Genomic DNA, 16167 nt, shown 5'->3' on the forward strand with positions numbered 1-16167 from the left:
AGAATTTATCTCCGCAATCAAAGAATTTTTCGATGTGACCCTACCAAAAGTTGCAGGTTCGCTGGTATCCAGAATTACGGATAATTTTCAGCTACTCAAACCTGCATCTTCAAGTTGAATGGGTATAAGACCTAACTCTAGTTCATCAGTCGGACGGTATTGGAACACTGCGTTAATAGCTGTACGTTCACGTTGTTGTTGGAATGTTGAAGGAACAATGTCACCCCAACCTACTAAAGACTCAATACCATTGCGTTGATAATTTGTTTCAGAAAATGCTGCTGATACAAGCGCACCAAACGTTTCTTCATCATTTTTCCAACTATAAAGACCAGAGATTTCAGGATCTGTTTCTTCTGAGATCGTGCCGTAGTCAGCTTTCACACTTCCAAAAAGAGTATTAGAGTCAAGATCTAAAGGCTTACGAGTGTTTACGATTACCGTACCACCGATACCACCTTCAACGAGATTCGCTTGAGATGACTTATAAACTTCAATACCACCGACCATTTCAGGTGGAAGTAATGTGTAGTTAAAGCTTCTATCGATAGACTGTTGATCATACCACCCTGTTGAAGCAACTGAGTGTCCATTTAGTAAAGTACGCGTTAATTGTGCAGATGCACCACGAATAGACACTTGCTGGCCTTGCCCAAAAGCACGGTTAACAGCAACACCTGAAATACGACCAAGTGCTTCACCTACATCGCTATCAGGAAACTTACCGACATCTTCTGCAGAAACAGCATCGACAACGCTGTCAGCAAAGCGCTTAGTATTCATTGAAGCTTCAAGTGAACGGCGAATACCGCGAACTTCAATTACTTCAACATCTTCTTGAACTTTAGTTTCTTCTGCTGCGTATGCAGCGCCAGTGAACCCAGCACTCATTACGAGGCCGATATTAACTGCTAATAAGCTTTTCTTAAAATTTTTAGCTAACACAGGATTCCCCTTGAATCATTTTGTTGGTTTTTTATATCACTTCTGCCCAGTGATGATGACAACGCTGTCATCTAGTAACAAACCATACACTCTAAATTACATTTGTGCTACATCTTTTTGGTTAATTTGTGCAAAAAATTTACAACGAAATAATCAAGTAATTGATATAACTAATATTTAATATTGAGTTTTTAAGAATTGTTACAAATAAACGGCGCAAATATAGCATGAGTGATATTACAGATGAAAAGACCAAAAGGATGAGTTTTTGAAAACAGCTAAAAATAACGTGCATTTTTGTAAGCTTAAGTTGCCACTGTGCAACTATTAACCATAACTAAAAGTTATATAAAAACTGTTATCTAACAGTTGATTAGCTTAAGAAACTAGCTTGTTTCTAAAAGCACTCTGTCATGTACAATTTATTTTTAACTTTTTCTGGGCAGAGTAAGCTAAAGGGGTTTGAGAATAACAATCAATAACAATGACAGCGTTGTCATTTTTAATTATATAGGGCCATTTTGTACTTGTCTAACACTTTATGGCGCTATTTTAAGAAAGTGCGTTGATACGAAATGGTTTGTTTAAAGTGAATATTTAACAACAAAAAAGCGAGCCTAAGCTCGCTTTAGATAAGTTGGTTTGATTAGGCGATTAAGGTGCCCAATAAACTTCAATATTGATATGTGGGTGATTTAATACTGCACGCAAAGGCATGTCAGCAACTGCACCGCCCTCTTTAGCCTGTTTATATACTGCAAGTTTTTCTTCACCACTAATTAATAGCTTAACAACTTTAGAATCTGCGATTGCAGATAAAGTTAGCGTCATACGCTCAGTGATCTTGCCAGTTACATCACTTTCAATGGCGTTAATTGCACACACTAAATCATCTGTGGCTAAGCCATGTTCAAGGCCTTCGGCGTGTGGGAAAAGTGATGCTGTGTGACCATCAGGACCCATACCTAAAATAGTCACGTCAAAAGGACGCTTTAATGCTTTATAGGCAGCTTCACAATCAGCTACACCATTTTGAGCCGTTAATGCGTCATTTTTCATCGTTACGAAATTAGCTGCAGCGCCATGGTTTTGTAACAGCGTGCTTTTGATAAATGCTTCATTACTTTTTTCATGATCAGCATCAACCCAACGCTCATCAACCATAGCTACATCAATGTTTGCCCAGTCAAGTTCAAGGTTTGATAAATGCTTATAAGCTGGTGCCGGCGATGAGCCACCCGATACCATCAGTACCGCGCGACCATCTTCTTTAATACCAGCAACAAGGCTTTGTTCAAGGCTTGAAGAAAGCTCAGCTGTTAATTCGTCTTTGTTTGCAAAGAATTTTTCAACAATTGTTGCCATCTTAATTACGCCTTATCGCCTGTATTAAACCATACATGATTGTTTTCTTCTAACAATTCATCAGCATCGTCCGGTCCCCAAGTACCTGCTCGGTATAACGAAGGGGCGCCTTTTTCTTGCCAGCGCTCAATAATTGGATCAATCCATTTCCAAGCTTGGCGCACTTCATCACGGTGAATAAACAGTGATGGATTATTTGCCGCAGCATCTAACATTAAGCGCTTATAAGCATCTGAATGGAAACCATTACTATAAGCCTGAGATAACTCAATGTTCATTGTTACTGGCTCTAACTGCATCTCAAGGTTATCAAGACGCTTAGACATCAATGTTAATTGAATTGTTTCTTCAGGTTGCAGACGAATAACGAGACGGTTTGGCTCAATATTGCCTACGTTGTCTGTATAAACATTGTGTGAAACCTTTTTATATTCAACAACGATTTCAGCACAACGCTTTTTCATACGCTTACCAGTACGAAGATAGAAAGGCACACCAGCCCAACGCCAATTATCAATATGCGCACGAATAGCAACGAATGTTTCAGTTTTACTTGCACCTTCGTTTAATTCTTCTAAGTAACCAGGGACGATTTTACCGTCTAAGTTACCTGGCACGTACTGACCACGTACGATGTTCGCATCAACATCTTCAGCCACTAATGGACGTAACGACTCAAGTACTTTTAATTTTTCAGTACGGATGCTATTGGCGTTTAATTTGTTTGGTGATTCCATTGCTACTAAGCAAAGTAACTGCAGCAAGTGGTTTTGCACCATATCACGTAATGCACCGGCTTTGTCGTAAAAACCAGCACGGCTTTCTAAACCAACCGTTTCTGACAAGCTGATTTGGATATTATCGATTGATTTAGCATCCCAAAGGTTTTCAAACAGTGAGTTTGAAAAACGCAGTGCCATTAAGTTTTGTACGGTTTCTTTACCTAAGTAATGGTCAATACGGAAAATCTGTTCTTCATTAAAGTATTCAGCAATTTTCGCGTTGATTGCTTCTGCTGACTCACCACAGTAACCAATTGGCTTTTCAACCACTACACGTGATGTTTCTGTGATTAACCCTTTTGAAGATAAAATTTCACAGCAGCTACCGTATACTGCAGGTGGTAATGAAAGGTAAAAAACACGAGACTTATCAGCATCGTGTTCATTTAAAATATCTCTTAGCTTATCCCAGTCATCATCGGCTTCAGTAACGTTTGAAACAACAGGAACTAAGTAAGATGCAAACGCTTTCCAGTCTTTTGCGTTGTATTCGCCTTTACCTAAAAATTCTTGCAAAGCTTTATGAGCCGTCTCGATATATTCTTTGCATTTGTTTTGGTCACGTACCGTAGGAAGGATGCGCGAACCTTGAGGTAAATTACCTTCTTGATAAGCGCGATACATTGCAGGAAGCAATTTGCGTAACGCAAGATCACCACCGCCCCCAAAAATTACGATATCAAATGGATTTAGCATATATCACTCTCTACATTGGCAATGCCGAATAAATTAACTCCATGACTCTCATGAAATTTGGCAATGCTCGTTGTTATCTGGTTGATCTGGCTTTGTTTGATAGTTCCATTAACAAAACCTGTTGAATTTGTTTTGTGAGTAGCTTACTCATTATTCTTGTATTGGCTGAAGTAAATGAGTCTTAGGGGCTCTGTAAATCCTCTCACAAAAATACAGGCCCTAAGAACTCCAGCGCTACCCGTTCAAAGGTATCCGTTTTGCAGCTATTGCTGCGAATCTGTTACTGCTTACGATGCGTTTTATAGTAAGCGATCAGTCCATTCGTTGAACTGTCATGCGGATGACTTACTGTGTCATCAAATAATTCAGCTTCAATTTTAGAAGCAAGTCCTTTACCTAGCTCTACACCCCACTGATCAAAAGAACAGATTTCTAAGATGATGCCTTGGCAGAAAATCTTGTGCTCATAAAGTGCAATTAAGCGACCAACTGTTTTTGCATCAACCTTGTCTAATAACATTGAGGTTGTTGGGCGATTACCCTGATGAATCTTGTGATTCAATAATTCTGCAATTTCTGCTTCAGATTTACCTTTTGCGGTTAAATCAGCAGTTACTTGCTCTGCATCAACACCGGCCATCATTGCTTCGGTTTGTGCAAAGAAGTTTGATAATAAGATATCATGGTGCTTACCAACATTAACTTGCGGCTCAATTGAGGCAATAAAGTCCGCTGGTACAATTACATTACCTTGGTGCAGACATTGGTAAAATGCGTGTTGGCCGTTAATACCAGTCATACCCCAAATAATAGGTACTGTTGTGTAAGACACTGTTTCACCATCAAAAGTAACGTGCTTACCGTTACTTTCCATCTCACCTTGCTGTAAATATGCAGGTAACATGTGTAATGCTTGGTCGTAAGGTAAAATAGCTTGCGCCGTATAACCTAAGAAACTCGTATTCCAAACACTTAAAAGCGCCATTAATAATGGTACGTTGTTTTCAAATTCAGCATTTTTAAAATGCTCATCAATTTCAAACGCACCCTCTAAGATTTCTTCAAATGCTTCAAAGCCTAAATACAAGGCAATTGGTAAGCCTATCGCACTCCATAATGAAAAGCGACCGCCTACCCAATCCCACATTGTGAATACGTTTTCATTAGCGATGCCAAAAGCTGCTGTTTTCTCTAAATTTGTACTAACAGCAACAAAGTGCTTAGCAATGTGCTCTTGAGCCTGTGCTGTTTGCAAAAACCATTCAACCGCTGATTTAGCATTAGTCATGGTTTCTGATGTTGTAAACGTTTTAGATGAAATAACAAATAACGTCGTTTCAGCGTCTAAACCTTGTAAAACTGATGCAATCTGAACACCATCAACATTTGATACGTAATGAACATTTAATGTGTCATCAGCGTAGGCTGCAAGCGCCTCAGTTGCCATTTGCGGGCCTAAATTTGAACCGCCTACACCAATTGCAACGACATCTTTCACCGCTTTACCTGTGTAGCCTAACCACTCGCCACTGCGAACCTTGCTAACGAACGCTTTCATTTTAGCAAGCTCAGCGTTTACTGCGTCTGTTACGTTTTCACCATCAACCATTATAGCTGTATTAGCACGGTTACGAAGTGCAGTATGAAGTACAGCACGGTCTTCAGTAATGTTAATTTTTTCACCACTGAACATTTTTTCGCGCCATGCGCTAATGTCACACTCTTTCGCTAAAGAGATTAATTGTTCAAAAACTGTTTTATCAATTTGTTGCTTCGAGTAATCGAATAATACGCCTGGGATCTGAGCTGAGAATTGCTCGAAACGCGTGCTATCTTTGGCAAATAAATCTTTAAGATGAATTTGTTTCATCTTCTTGGCACTTTCAGATAGTGCTTGCCAACTAGCTAATTGCGAACGGCTGCTCATATATATAATCCCCTCAAAACTTGCAACAAACTGATTTTTAACTATCTTTTTATTAATGTTGAATAAAGACAGCAATTAAAAACACGATGAAAATTAACACTAAGTTAAAATGACAACGCTGTCAATGTTCTACTTTTACATTTTATAGTCGAGATAATAGCGCAATTTTTCTCTTTTGACACCGGTATCATAAAAATTATCTCAATTATTTTACTGCTAATTTGGTAGAACATTAGATACACTAACTAACTTATATTAAATATTAATGTACCTATTAAGAAAAAGCGCTCTGGTGAACACTTTTCGATATTATTATAATACAAATATAACTAACTATAAAGTAACTGTATGAAAGTAACCATAAATGATGTAGCCAAACTCGCTGGTGTTTCAATGAAAACTGTTTCGCGAGTGATCAATAAAGAGCCATCTGTCAGAAAAAAAACGTACGACATAGTGATGGACGCTGTAAACACGTTGAACTATCAGCCAAACCTTGCAGCTCGTAACCTTGCAGGCACATCGTCTTTTACTGTTGGTCTAGTATATGACAACCCCAATGCATACTATGTTATCGACATGCAAAATGGGGTGCTATCACGCTGCAAAGAAGAAGGCTATGAGTTGGTTATTCATCCATGCAGCTATCTTGATGCGAATATGCAAGAAGACTTTAAAACCATGATCAAGCGCTCGCGTTTGGCAGGCCTTGTATTAACGCCACCTCTTTCAGAGCAAAACAGTATCATAGAAATGCTTGACGAAATGGGCATTCATTATGTGCGTGTGCTTTCTGGTCGTCCTACAGAGGAAGATCAAGACACCTGTATTTATGTAAATGACTACGCGGCAGCGTACGAAATTACTGCTCACCTACTCTCGCTTGGTCATAAAAATATCGGCTTTTTATGCGGCGACAAAGAACATAAATCAACAACTGAACGCTTAGAGGGTTATCAGGCTGCGCTAAGGGATCACAACATCCCATTGAATGATGATCTGATCTACGAAGGCCAATATTCTTTTGAATCTGGTGTTGAAGGTGCAAAAGCATTGCTTGGTGAGAATAACCCGAAAAACATTACAGCCTTACTTGGCGGAAACGATGAGATGGCTGCGGGTGCGTTATTTGCTTCACGATTAATGGGCATTGAAATTCCACAGCAACTCTCTATCACTGGTTTCGAAGACTCGCCATTCTCGCGTCAAACTTGGCCGAAACTAACAACAGCCCATCAAGCGAATGATGTGATTTCACAGCATGCCGCTCGGTTATTGTTTAGAAAAACCCGTGGTGCACGTAATCAAGATAAAGACATCATCACGACCTTTACCCCTTCATTAGTGGTACGGGAAAGCTCAGGCCCAACCTCAGCTTAATTTATTCAAGTTACGAAAAAGCCGCTATTTAGCGGCTTTTTTGTTTGATGAATGAATTGTTCTGATACCAATCAAAACAATGCTAAACCGCCATTTAAGTTATACACATTTTCAAAACCTAACTGCGACAAATTGTTTGCGGCTTGTTTTGAACGGTTACCACTACGACACACCAAAATGTAGTTATGTGCTTTATCAAGCTGCCCTTGGACTATAGCATTAGCCATACGGCTTAATGGAATGTTGATCACTTTGCTATCTGCAACTGTGAATAACTCAGCTAAATTATTCGCACCATGTTCATAAGGTTCGCGCGTATCGATAAGGTAAGTTGTCTTATCGTCTAACATTGCTTTAGCGTCGGTTGCTGCTAGCTGTTTCATCGGCGCACTTTCAAGTGTTTCAACATAGCCACATAAAGAGTGACTCTCTGCATGCTTTTGTTCATCCGCTTGTTGCTTTAACTCAACAAACTGAACATCTGATACTTGCTCATTTAATAGTTTTGCTAATAATGGCGTCGTTGCTTTTTGTGCGTGCCAATCCATTGCAAAGCATTGTTGATAATCATGACCTGAACAAATCACTGTTGAATCTGTGATTGCCATTGCAAGCTGTTTTAGTGATTGTGCCATTTTTGCTGCATCGCCACCGCTAATTGCCGTGTTACCTAAGCCACCTGGTAAGATTAAATCACCACAGAAACAATAGCTGACCTCACCACTTTGCGTATTTGCTAATAAATAGCTAACACTGTCTTCACTGTGACCCGGTGTCGCTACTTTAGTTAAGCGTGCATCGCTTAATTCGATGGTTGCTGAATCTTTAGGCCAGCCAAGTTCATCTATTTCATTAGCAACATAACGCTCTGCTAGCTCTTTTGATAATAAACAACGAGCCGATAAACGCTCTTGGTGATTATGGGTATCTAAAATCGCTTTTACTGTTAGACCTTGTGTTGCGACTATTTTCGCCATACGTGGAATAAGCTCGATAATAGGATCAATCACCACTGCGTTTTTATCGCTGTCGACATAAAGCCAACAGCACGCAGCTTGATGACGTAGCTGTGTTAAGCCAATCGCACAGACTTCTTGCTGAGGCGATGTGCTATCAGAGACAACTAGGCAGTTAGCTTCTAGAATCGGTTTTAAAGAACGGATTTTTTCACAGGCAAAGTCAATTTCTTGTTGGCTTGCAGCTGGGCCAAACGACATACGAATCGCATTTTCACTTTGCCAATTACTAGCGCCCATTGCATCAAGAACAAAGCTACGATTAGCACCAGAGCTACATGCAGAGCCACCGCTTACTCGGATGCCCGCAGCATCAAATAAGTCCATCACTTCTTTACTGGTTAGTTCATTAACTGCAAAGTTTAACGTAGTGGGCACTGAATGCTCAAAACTATGGTTAAAAGTAATGCTACCAAACGTATCTAAGAGAGCTGCATGTAACTGCTTACGATAATCATGCAACTGCTCAAGAGGCTTAAATGTCTGGTTTTGTTTATCAAGTAATAGTGAGAACAGTTTATTTAAACCAGCAATACCTGGTAGGTTCTCGGTGCCTGAGCGCATTCCGCTTTCTTGGCCGCCACCCGCTATAAATGGTGTGTACGCACTGCCTTTACGAATATACAGCACACCGATACCTTTCGGTGCATACAATTTATGACCAGAGAATGGCGCATAATCTATCGTTGTTTCGCTAAGTGCTAAATTGGTTTTTCCTAATGCTTGAACACAATCTACCATCCAGGCTACATTATTGTTCTCACTGCGAATTACTCGCTCAATGGCGGTTAAATCTTGGAACACACCGGTCTCGTTATTTACTGCCATAGTACAGATCATCAATGCATTAGCAGCATGTTCACGAATAAACTCAAGATCTAAAATACCGTTTTTATCAACTGGAATAGCTAAAACGCGTGCGTTGATATCAAGCACATTATTCCAATGCTTTAAGGTATTTGGCACCGCTTTATGTTCTGTAGCCCCATAAAGTAATACAGGGTTCTCGATTTGGTGATTTTTAGCAGCAATAAGCGTTGAAACAACCGCCGTTTGAATACCTTCGGTCGCACCTGAGGTAAATAAAATATCGCCATCGGTAGCACCTATCACTTCGCGTGCTTTGGTGCGTGTTTGTTCTAATAGGTGTTTAGCTTGAATACCTGTAATGTGAGAGCTCGATGGATTACCAAAGCAAACTTGCATCGTGTGCGAAACAACATCGGCAATGTCAGAAAGTACAGGAGTCGTTGCATTCGCATCTAAATAAATTTGTTGATTAGCATCGTCAGAAAGGAAAAAACTTGCCATGTAAAACGCACCATATTACTAAAAGATATATCTTATAACCTATTTTACAGTTTTCACGGCTAAATTATAATAATCAATTAGTCAGTAAAGTGCGTTTTCTATACTTTTTAAGACTAAGCTAGCGCTCAATCAACTCTTCTTTTTTAGATGACCATGCATTTATAAGTGCTTTTACTAATGAAGCTAGCGGGATTGCGAAGAACACCCCCCAAAATCCCCATAAACCACCAAAAAACAACACTGCAACAATTATAAACACCGGATTTAAGTCAACAGCTTCAGAGAACAGTAAAGGCACTAACACATTGCCATCAAGTGCTTGAATTACACCATAGATGATTAGAATGGTCCAAAACTGCGTTTCTAAACCAAATTGGAACAACGCCACCGCAGCCACAGGAATAGTCACCAGTGCCGCCCCCACAAAGGGTATCAATACAGATAGACCAACCAAAACACCTAACAAGGCCGCGTAACGTAGATCTAAAACGGCAAAGGCGATAAAAGAAGCTGTACCAACAATTAAAATTTCAAATACCTTGCCACGAATATAATTCATTATTTGCTGATTCATTTCTTGCCAAACTTGAATGATTAAGCGGCGCTGCTTAGGTAATAAACGTTCAGCACTTTGTGTAAGTTCTAACTTATCTTTAAGCATAAAGAACACAAGTAGCGGTACTAAAATCAAATAAATCAACCAAGCTGCCACATCTTTTATAGACGTTAATGACACTGATAGTACTAACTGACCAAACTCAATAGCTTTGGTTTCAACACTGGTAACAATTGATTTAACCTGATCTTCAGTGATCAAACTTGGGTAATCCTCAGGAAGATGTAAAAGCAGCGCTTTACCTTTTTCAATCATATAAGGGGTTTCTTGCACAAGGTTACTGGTTTGCTGCCAAAGCACAGGGCCCATGCCGACGATAATGGTGATCATTAAGCCACTAAACACTAACATGACAATAATTGTGGCAGTGAAGCGTTTTAAACCTAGCCTTTCTAAATGCGCTACAGGCCAATCCAGTAAATAAGCAATTACCAGCGCGACTAAAACAGGTACCAGTAAGGAGCCAAAAAAATAGAAAAATGCAAAGGTTGCAATTAACAGCAACAATAAGGTTACTGAATGGGGATCAGAAAATTTATTTTCGTACCAAGCTTTTACATATTCAAACACAAACGGGCTCCACGGTTAACACACCTAATTCTAGGTCAATTTCAAAATGGTAATGATGTTTTTCTAAAAAGCGCTGCATATCATCACTAGAGTGTGCAGCATTAAATGTAAAAGTGACGGGTTGATTAACAGATTGTGCCTTATTTAACCCTAATTTAAACTGAATAAATTGTTGTGGGCACTTATAGTCCCTCAAATCAACCATTAACATAGCGAATCAACTGCGTTATTAATATGAATAATAAGTATAAGATGTCAGCATCTTGGAAAAATAATCCTTTATAGTGAGAAGAACTCATTTTTTTCTTAAAACACGCAAAACAATAGTTTATCCTTAATCAATAACTGGTAGTAAAGGAAACACGATGCCTGGCTCGCATAATAAAGCGCAATTGCCTGCGAATCCAACTCTTAAAGAGATTAATTGGTATAAAAAACAAATAAACTGGGGGGAGTTGCCGCCATTTTACCATTTGGTAGCATCGTCAGTGAGTGAATCTGAAGGTATTTTAGATCATGGCTTTGACAATGCGGTAAAAAGATTAATAGATCCTAGAAATTGGAACCTTGAGCTACTAGGAGGCTACGAAACCGACATGGGTGAAATTGTCTGTGAGCAAAAGCCACGCATCGCATTGCACCAGAGCTTTACCGATCGAGGTTTCGAATTATGGGCCTACCCCTTTGCTAAAGATGTCACTGTTGACCAATACATCAAAGACAATCGATTTATGGAGTTTAGAGTCTGGGATCCGCATTCAATGAGGAACCTTATACGCTTTAATCAACTACACAAATTTATAGCTTTTTATTTTGAACGTGGCGATAAAGCTGATAAAGCCTTAATCTTACACGCACACAAAGTCGTACATAAAATCATAACTTTTTTACAACGGGAGTTGAACGTTGTTAAGCTAGACGGAGTCACAATAAAAGATTTCTATCAATTGTGTGAAAAAGATAGCCGAGCATGCAGCGACGAAATAGACATAGCAAAAGTCATGTTAGGTGAGCAAATCAACAAGGAATAAGATGCGACTAAAATCAGCCTTTATAACATTATGCAGTGCTTTACTAACATTTTCGATACTGCATAGTGAGCCGTTGAAGGCGCAAACTAATTTTAAGCTGCCCGATTTAGGGACCTCGGCTTTACAAGCCTTGCCTATTGAAAAAGAGCAAGCAATAGGCGAAGTAATGATGATGCAAATTCGTGGCTCATCACCCGTCGTCAATGATCCTGTGCTTGATGAATACCTAACGACATTAGGTCGTCGATTAGTTGCTAACGCAAACGATGTGCGTTTTCCCTTTTCATTTTTTTGGATAAACAACCCAGAAATAAATGCTTTTGCATTTTACGGGGGTCATGTGGGTGTTCACACAGGCCTCATCGCTCAAGCAGACAACGAAAGTCAGTTTGCCTCAGTGCTCGGCCATGAAATTGCCCACGTCACACAGCGCCATTTAGCGCGTCGTATTCAGCAGCAGCAAGATAACAGCGCACTTACTATTGCAGGTATGATTGCGGGGATATTAGCAACCGTTGTTGCTCCAGATGCTGGGATAGCGATTATTTCAGCAAACCAGACTCAAGCCGCATTTAGTCAACTTACTCATAGCCGTGCAGCTGAACAAGAAGCTGACCGCATCGGCATGCAAACTCTCAACAATGCAGGGTTTGATCCGCGCCAATCAAGCGAGTTTTTAACCAAGCTCGCTGCGCAAATTCGCTATAAATATAAGCCACCTGCATTTTTGCTTACCCACCCACTACCCGAAAGCCGGGTATCAGATGTGCGGTTACGTGCAGAGCAATACCCAAAGAGACATTACTCAGACAGTCTCGACTTCAACTTAGCCAAAAGCAGAGTTATAGCAAGGTATCACCAAAAACCTAAAGCGGCAGAAGATCTTTTCCGTAAGCTGATGCGTGATAATAGCGTACATAACGACACCGCCTTGAAATATGGATTGGGTATTAGTTTATTGGATCAAAAAAAGCTAGATGAAGCAGCCAGCATTCTTAATCCTCTGCTTGAGCAAGATCCAAAGAATTTATTTTATATCGATACCCACACCGACTTATTAATTGCCCAAGGTAAAGCCGATGAAGCGGTTGAGTTTTTAGCTAAGTTAGATATCGACAGACCTAACAATCAGGTTATCGCCCTTAACTACGCTAATGCCGCCATTGAAGCAAAACAATTTGATGTTGCTGAGCGTATTTTAAAGTCTTACTTACTCGCAAAGCCTGATCACAACCTTGCTAAAGAGCTCATTGCTGATGTGTACAAAAAACAAGAAAACATGGCCTCCTACCATGAAGCCCATGCAGATGTACTGGCCCAATATGGCGCTTATTTAAAAGCGGCCGATGAAATTCAAAAAGCGCTCAATTTTGTTGAGCCCGAAGAGTTAGTAAAACAGCAGCGCTTAAAAGCCCTACTCACGCAATACCGACAGTTACAAAAAGAGCTTGCGAGACTTTAAGTCTTGCACTGCTTGCCCTAAAATAAGCCAAATTATTAAAATCAGAGACCACGCTATGTCTGTAACTATTTACCACAACCCTCGTTGTTCTAAATCACGTGAAACCCTTGCCCTATTAGAAAGCAATAATGTGCAGCCAAGTGTTGTTGAATACCTTAAAACACCACTTAATGAACAACAAATTGCAACGCTTGTGACACAGCTAGGCTTTACCTCAGCGCGTGAGTTAATGCGCACAAAGGAAGATATCTACAAAGAGCTTGAACTGAAAAACGAGCAAGACGAGAACAAGTTAATTGCTGCGATGGCAGCCAATCCAAAACTAATCGAGCGCCCTATTGTTGAGAACAATGGCAAAGCTGCTCTAGGTCGTCCACCAGAAAACGTATTAAGCGTACTTTAATGGCTATAAACATTGTTGTGCTATACCACTCAAGCCATGGCTCTTTGGAAGCTATGGCACATGAGATAGCCGAGTCTATTGAGCAGCAAGGTGCTACAGCCCTACTACGCACATTTGTGCAGCGTCAGCCGCACGATATTGTGATCAGCAAAGATGATCTAATTAATTGCGATGGTTTGGCATTTGGCACCCCGACACGATTTGGCATGATGGCCTCACAAGCAAAGAGCTTCTGGGAAACCACCAGCGACTTATGGTTAAAAGGTCAATTAATCGACAAACCAGCTTGTGTGTTTTCGTCATCCAGTAGTATGCATGGTGGTAATGAAGCCACTCTATTAAATCTATCGCTGCCATTATTACACCACGGCATGATGTTGCTCGGTGTGCCTTATGAGGTGCCTGAATTACTCGCAACTGAAACTGGTGGAACGCCTTACGGGGCCAGTCATGTTGCTGGTAGCAACAACAGCAATGTATTAAGTAAAGACGAAATTAAAATATGCCAAAGTGTTGGAAAACGTTTGGCGCAAATTGCGAGTAAATTACAATGAGCGTGGACACTGAATTAAAACAGCCCGTAGCCAAAAAGCCTATCACTAAACGATTTCAACGTTTTGCGTTAATAGGTTATGTTGGCTTGTTAGTTTTGATGCCGATTTGGTTGTTTTTAATTGCCCCAAGAGAAGGACATAGCAATGCCTTTATCTTTGTAGTTTATATACTTCCCCTGCTGCTACCACTTAAAGGCATTATTCAAGATAAACCTTATACCTATGCATGGGCCAACTTTATCGTAATGTTCTATTTTATCCATGGTTTTACATTACTGTGGGTGGCACAAGAGCAGCTGATTTGGGTGTTACTTGAGTTAATTTTTGCTAGTTTGATGTTTATTGGCTGTACCTACTATGCACGCCACCGTGGACAAGAGCTTGGTCTTAAGATACGTAAATTAAAAGAAGAGCTGGCTGAAGAAAAAGCCGCTCACGAGCACGATAAATAATACCGATTCTTTTATCTAAAGATGAAACAAAAAACGGCAACCAAGGTTGCCGTTTTTTTATGTCATATTTGCTAATCGTTAACTAATCACACTAACTCAGCTAAGGTAGCTAAAGCGACGATACTTGCCAGACCAACTTGCCCGATTAAGCTAAGTAACGAGAACATTCTTAATAAGAAAAGTCCCCATGGATGGCGTATATGCGGGTAAAGTGCGCATCGCTTCAAACTGGTAGCAAAGAAAAAGCACAGAATAGAAACCAGCGTAAAGCTAAGTGTTAACTCACTTTTAATGGCAATACTGTCATCAAAGAAGAAAAACAATTGCACAGGAAATAGCAAGGTAACTATGGCGTGCAAGAGGTGCACTTTTTTAACGCGGTCAAACTGCCCTTCAGGCGAAAGCTCTTTAATCCCGAAGTCATGTTCAAGAACCTTGACTAAATTATCAGCTTTAATACTCACAGCTAACCGATAACAACTTAAGCCATCTTTATTACGTACTCTGAAGTCAAAACCATTTTTGAGTAACAAAACGAGTAAAGGCGCATTTTCAGCGAACACTGCGTAATGAAGAGCTGTGTTGCCTTTATTGTCTTGAATGGTTTTATCTTGGTGCTCAAGCAGGGTTTCAACAACATTGACATACCCTTTCTCTGTTGCCCACATAAAAGCTGTTTTACCATTCTCATCAGCTAGGGTGCCAGTAGCCCCTTGTTCAATAAAGCGCTTAGCCATGGTTTGTTTGGCGCTTTCATGGCTTAAGTGAGCAAGCAATGCTTGTTCTAAAAGAGACACCGAATCAACATCCGGAGAGATCAACTTAAGTAACGTGAAATAATCCTCACCGTGCGCAACTTTTTCAGCGGCTAACGCAGTTAACTGCTCTAAATCAGCCACAGAGTCAGGGATAAATCCGCTAAAACGTTCTCTAAAGTCTACTTCGGTCCAAAGAGTCAGCACATCTTCTGCAGACATTTTAGCCCCTTGCTCCAAGACATGCTCAATCACCGTAAAGTATCGGCGATTAAATAACTGTTGAATCAATGTAATGGGCGTTTTTACCGCTGATTGGGCAAATGCACTTGCGTATTTTTCTAAACGCTGGCACAACATCAGCACTAAGCTCTCAGGAGTATATTCATTTTCTAAAAAGTGCTGTTTCATCGCATTGATATAATTCAATGCAGCTTCGTCAAACTCAGAAATATGTTGAAAATAGCACTCTTCGAATGGATCTAGTGGAGTTAACCAAGAAAGATAATAAATAGGCGGAAGGACTGTCGCACAGACACCATCATCTTCATTGGTTGAACGACATGCAGGCCAAGCTTCTAAAGCGTCTAAAATATAAGCCCCGTTTTGCTCAGCTAATCCTTTGATCAGTAACGGGTACTCCTTTGGCCAAATTAGTACATTTTCCATTAAAACAACACAACTCCGCTCACGCATTATTAGGTGACTTATTAAGCTCTACGTTATAGCAAAAACTAACTGACACTGAGCTTAATAATGAAACAAAACAACGAGTATCTAATTCGATACTTCAAGATGAAAAAACTAGCTTGATTCTACCACAGAGGGCAATTGGTGCTAGCGCAAAGTAGGTGATTTTTAAAGAAAATAGAAAAGCAGTGGTACATTGGTAATACTCACTG

Annotated in this window: 12 protein-coding genes and 2 pseudogenes; 7 read left to right on the forward strand and 7 right to left on the reverse strand. The window is 40.1% G+C overall.

Translation table 11 applies throughout. The features are described from left to right. Positions 1 to 118 (forward strand): annotated as a pseudogene (locus tag L1267_RS04990) (IS630 family transposase); the annotation flags it as partial. Here the strand turns inward: L1267_RS04990 and L1267_RS04995 are convergent. From L1267_RS04995 to pgi, 4 genes and pseudogenes are all read right to left on the reverse strand, one after another. Continuing rightward, positions 109 to 945: pseudogene (locus tag L1267_RS04995) on the reverse strand (TonB-dependent receptor plug domain-containing protein); the annotation flags it as partial. The pseudogenes L1267_RS04990 and L1267_RS04995 sit on opposite strands and share 10 nt — an antisense overlap. Before the next feature lie 654 nt (positions 946 to 1599). Continuing rightward, positions 1600 to 2310 carry a 6-phosphogluconolactonase gene (pgl, locus tag L1267_RS05000; RefSeq protein WP_135925482.1) on the reverse strand — a complete coding sequence of 237 codons (711 nt, stop codon included), beginning with the start codon at positions 2308 to 2310 and terminating at the stop codon, positions 1600 to 1602. A 5-nt stretch (positions 2311 to 2315) separates the two neighbouring features. Beyond that, a complete protein-coding gene (gene zwf, locus L1267_RS05005; RefSeq protein ID WP_135925485.1) occupies positions 2316 to 3788 on the reverse strand; it encodes a glucose-6-phosphate dehydrogenase in 1473 nt (490 codons plus the stop codon). 280 nt (positions 3789 to 4068) lie between these two features. Beyond that, the gene (pgi, locus tag L1267_RS05010) at positions 4069 to 5715 is read right to left on the reverse strand and encodes a glucose-6-phosphate isomerase (RefSeq protein ID WP_235382259.1); all 1647 of its coding nucleotides are present in this window, start codon (positions 5713 to 5715) and stop codon (positions 4069 to 4071) included. Between the two features lie 348 nt (positions 5716 to 6063). On the opposite strand from pgi, the gene L1267_RS05015 reads away from it, so the two are divergent. Beyond that, a complete protein-coding gene (locus L1267_RS05015) occupies positions 6064 to 7095 on the forward strand; it encodes a LacI family DNA-binding transcriptional regulator (protein ID WP_135925490.1) in 1032 nt (343 codons plus the stop codon). 71 nt (positions 7096 to 7166) lie between these two features. On the opposite strand, the gene L1267_RS05020 is transcribed toward L1267_RS05015, so the two are convergent. Continuing rightward, positions 7167 to 9422, reverse strand: coding sequence for an aminotransferase class V-fold PLP-dependent enzyme (locus L1267_RS05020; protein ID WP_235382260.1), 2256 nt, complete (start codon positions 9420 to 9422; stop codon positions 7167 to 7169). A gap of 118 nt (positions 9423 to 9540) precedes the next feature. After that, positions 9541 to 10608: an AI-2E family transporter gene (locus tag L1267_RS05025; protein WP_135925495.1), complete on the reverse strand. Its 1068-nt coding sequence runs from the start codon at positions 10606 to 10608 to the stop codon at positions 9541 to 9543. Between the two features lie 365 nt (positions 10609 to 10973). On the opposite strand from L1267_RS05025, the gene L1267_RS05030 reads away from it, so the two are divergent. Genes L1267_RS05030 through L1267_RS05050 form a run of 5 tightly spaced genes read left to right on the forward strand, consistent with a single transcriptional unit; the run spans position 10974 to position 14510 of the window. Next, entirely contained in the window at positions 10974 to 11639 is a 666-nt protein-coding gene (locus tag L1267_RS05030; RefSeq protein WP_135925500.1) for a hypothetical protein, read from the forward strand. 1 nt (position 11640) lies between these two features. Beyond that, entirely contained in the window at positions 11641 to 13101 is a 1461-nt protein-coding gene (locus L1267_RS05035; RefSeq protein ID WP_135925502.1) for a M48 family metalloprotease, read from the forward strand. 55 nt (positions 13102 to 13156) lie between these two features. Beyond that, positions 13157 to 13504, forward strand: coding sequence for an arsenate reductase (glutaredoxin) (gene arsC, locus L1267_RS05040; RefSeq protein WP_135925505.1), 348 nt, complete (start codon positions 13157 to 13159; stop codon positions 13502 to 13504). Continuing rightward, a complete protein-coding gene (wrbA, locus tag L1267_RS05045; protein WP_135925508.1) occupies positions 13504 to 14058 on the forward strand; it encodes an NAD(P)H:quinone oxidoreductase in 555 nt (184 codons plus the stop codon). Before arsC ends, wrbA begins: the two co-directional genes overlap by 1 nt. Positions 14059 to 14060: 2 nt before the next feature. Beyond that, positions 14061 to 14510: a DUF2069 domain-containing protein gene (locus L1267_RS05050; protein WP_442960551.1), complete on the forward strand. Its 450-nt coding sequence runs from the start codon at positions 14061 to 14063 to the stop codon at positions 14508 to 14510. Positions 14511 to 14596: 86 nt separating this feature from the next. Here the strand turns inward: L1267_RS05050 and L1267_RS05055 are convergent, their stop codons facing one another. After that, positions 14597 to 15934, reverse strand: a complete 1338-nt coding sequence (locus L1267_RS05055; RefSeq protein ID WP_135925513.1) for an ankyrin repeat domain-containing protein — start codon at positions 15932 to 15934, stop codon at positions 14597 to 14599. Between the last annotated feature and the right edge of the window lie 233 nt (positions 15935 to 16167).

Source organism: Pseudoalteromonas sp. OFAV1 (assembly GCF_021532595.1).
Lineage (GTDB): Bacteria > Pseudomonadota > Gammaproteobacteria > Enterobacterales > Alteromonadaceae > Pseudoalteromonas > Pseudoalteromonas lipolytica_C.

What these genes read in the sequence shown, in the direction of transcription:
- L1267_RS05015 (WP_135925490.1), top strand. Translation starts at nt 6,064, where the DNA reads ATGAAAGTAACCATAAATGATGTAGCCAAACTCGCTGGTGTTTCAATG.
- arsC (WP_135925505.1), top strand. Translation starts at nt 13,157, where the DNA reads ATGTCTGTAACTATTTACCACAACCCTCGTTGTTCTAAATCACGTGAA.
- wrbA (WP_135925508.1), top strand. Translation starts at nt 13,504, where the DNA reads ATGGCTATAAACATTGTTGTGCTATACCACTCAAGCCATGGCTCTTTG.
- L1267_RS05030 (WP_135925500.1), top strand. Translation starts at nt 10,974, where the DNA reads ATGCCTGGCTCGCATAATAAAGCGCAATTGCCTGCGAATCCAACTCTT.
- L1267_RS05055 (WP_135925513.1), bottom strand. Translation starts at nt 15,934, where the DNA reads ATGGAAAATGTACTAATTTGGCCAAAGGAGTACCCGTTACTGATCAAA.
- pgl (WP_135925482.1), bottom strand. Translation starts at nt 2,310, where the DNA reads ATGGCAACAATTGTTGAAAAATTCTTTGCAAACAAAGACGAATTAACA.
- pgi (WP_235382259.1), bottom strand. Translation starts at nt 5,715, where the DNA reads ATGAGCAGCCGTTCGCAATTAGCTAGTTGGCAAGCACTATCTGAAAGT.
- zwf (WP_135925485.1), bottom strand. Translation starts at nt 3,788, where the DNA reads ATGCTAAATCCATTTGATATCGTAATTTTTGGGGGCGGTGGTGATCTT.
- L1267_RS05020 (WP_235382260.1), bottom strand. Translation starts at nt 9,422, where the DNA reads ATGGCAAGTTTTTTCCTTTCTGACGATGCTAATCAACAAATTTATTTA.
- L1267_RS05035 (WP_135925502.1), top strand. Translation starts at nt 11,641, where the DNA reads ATGCGACTAAAATCAGCCTTTATAACATTATGCAGTGCTTTACTAACA.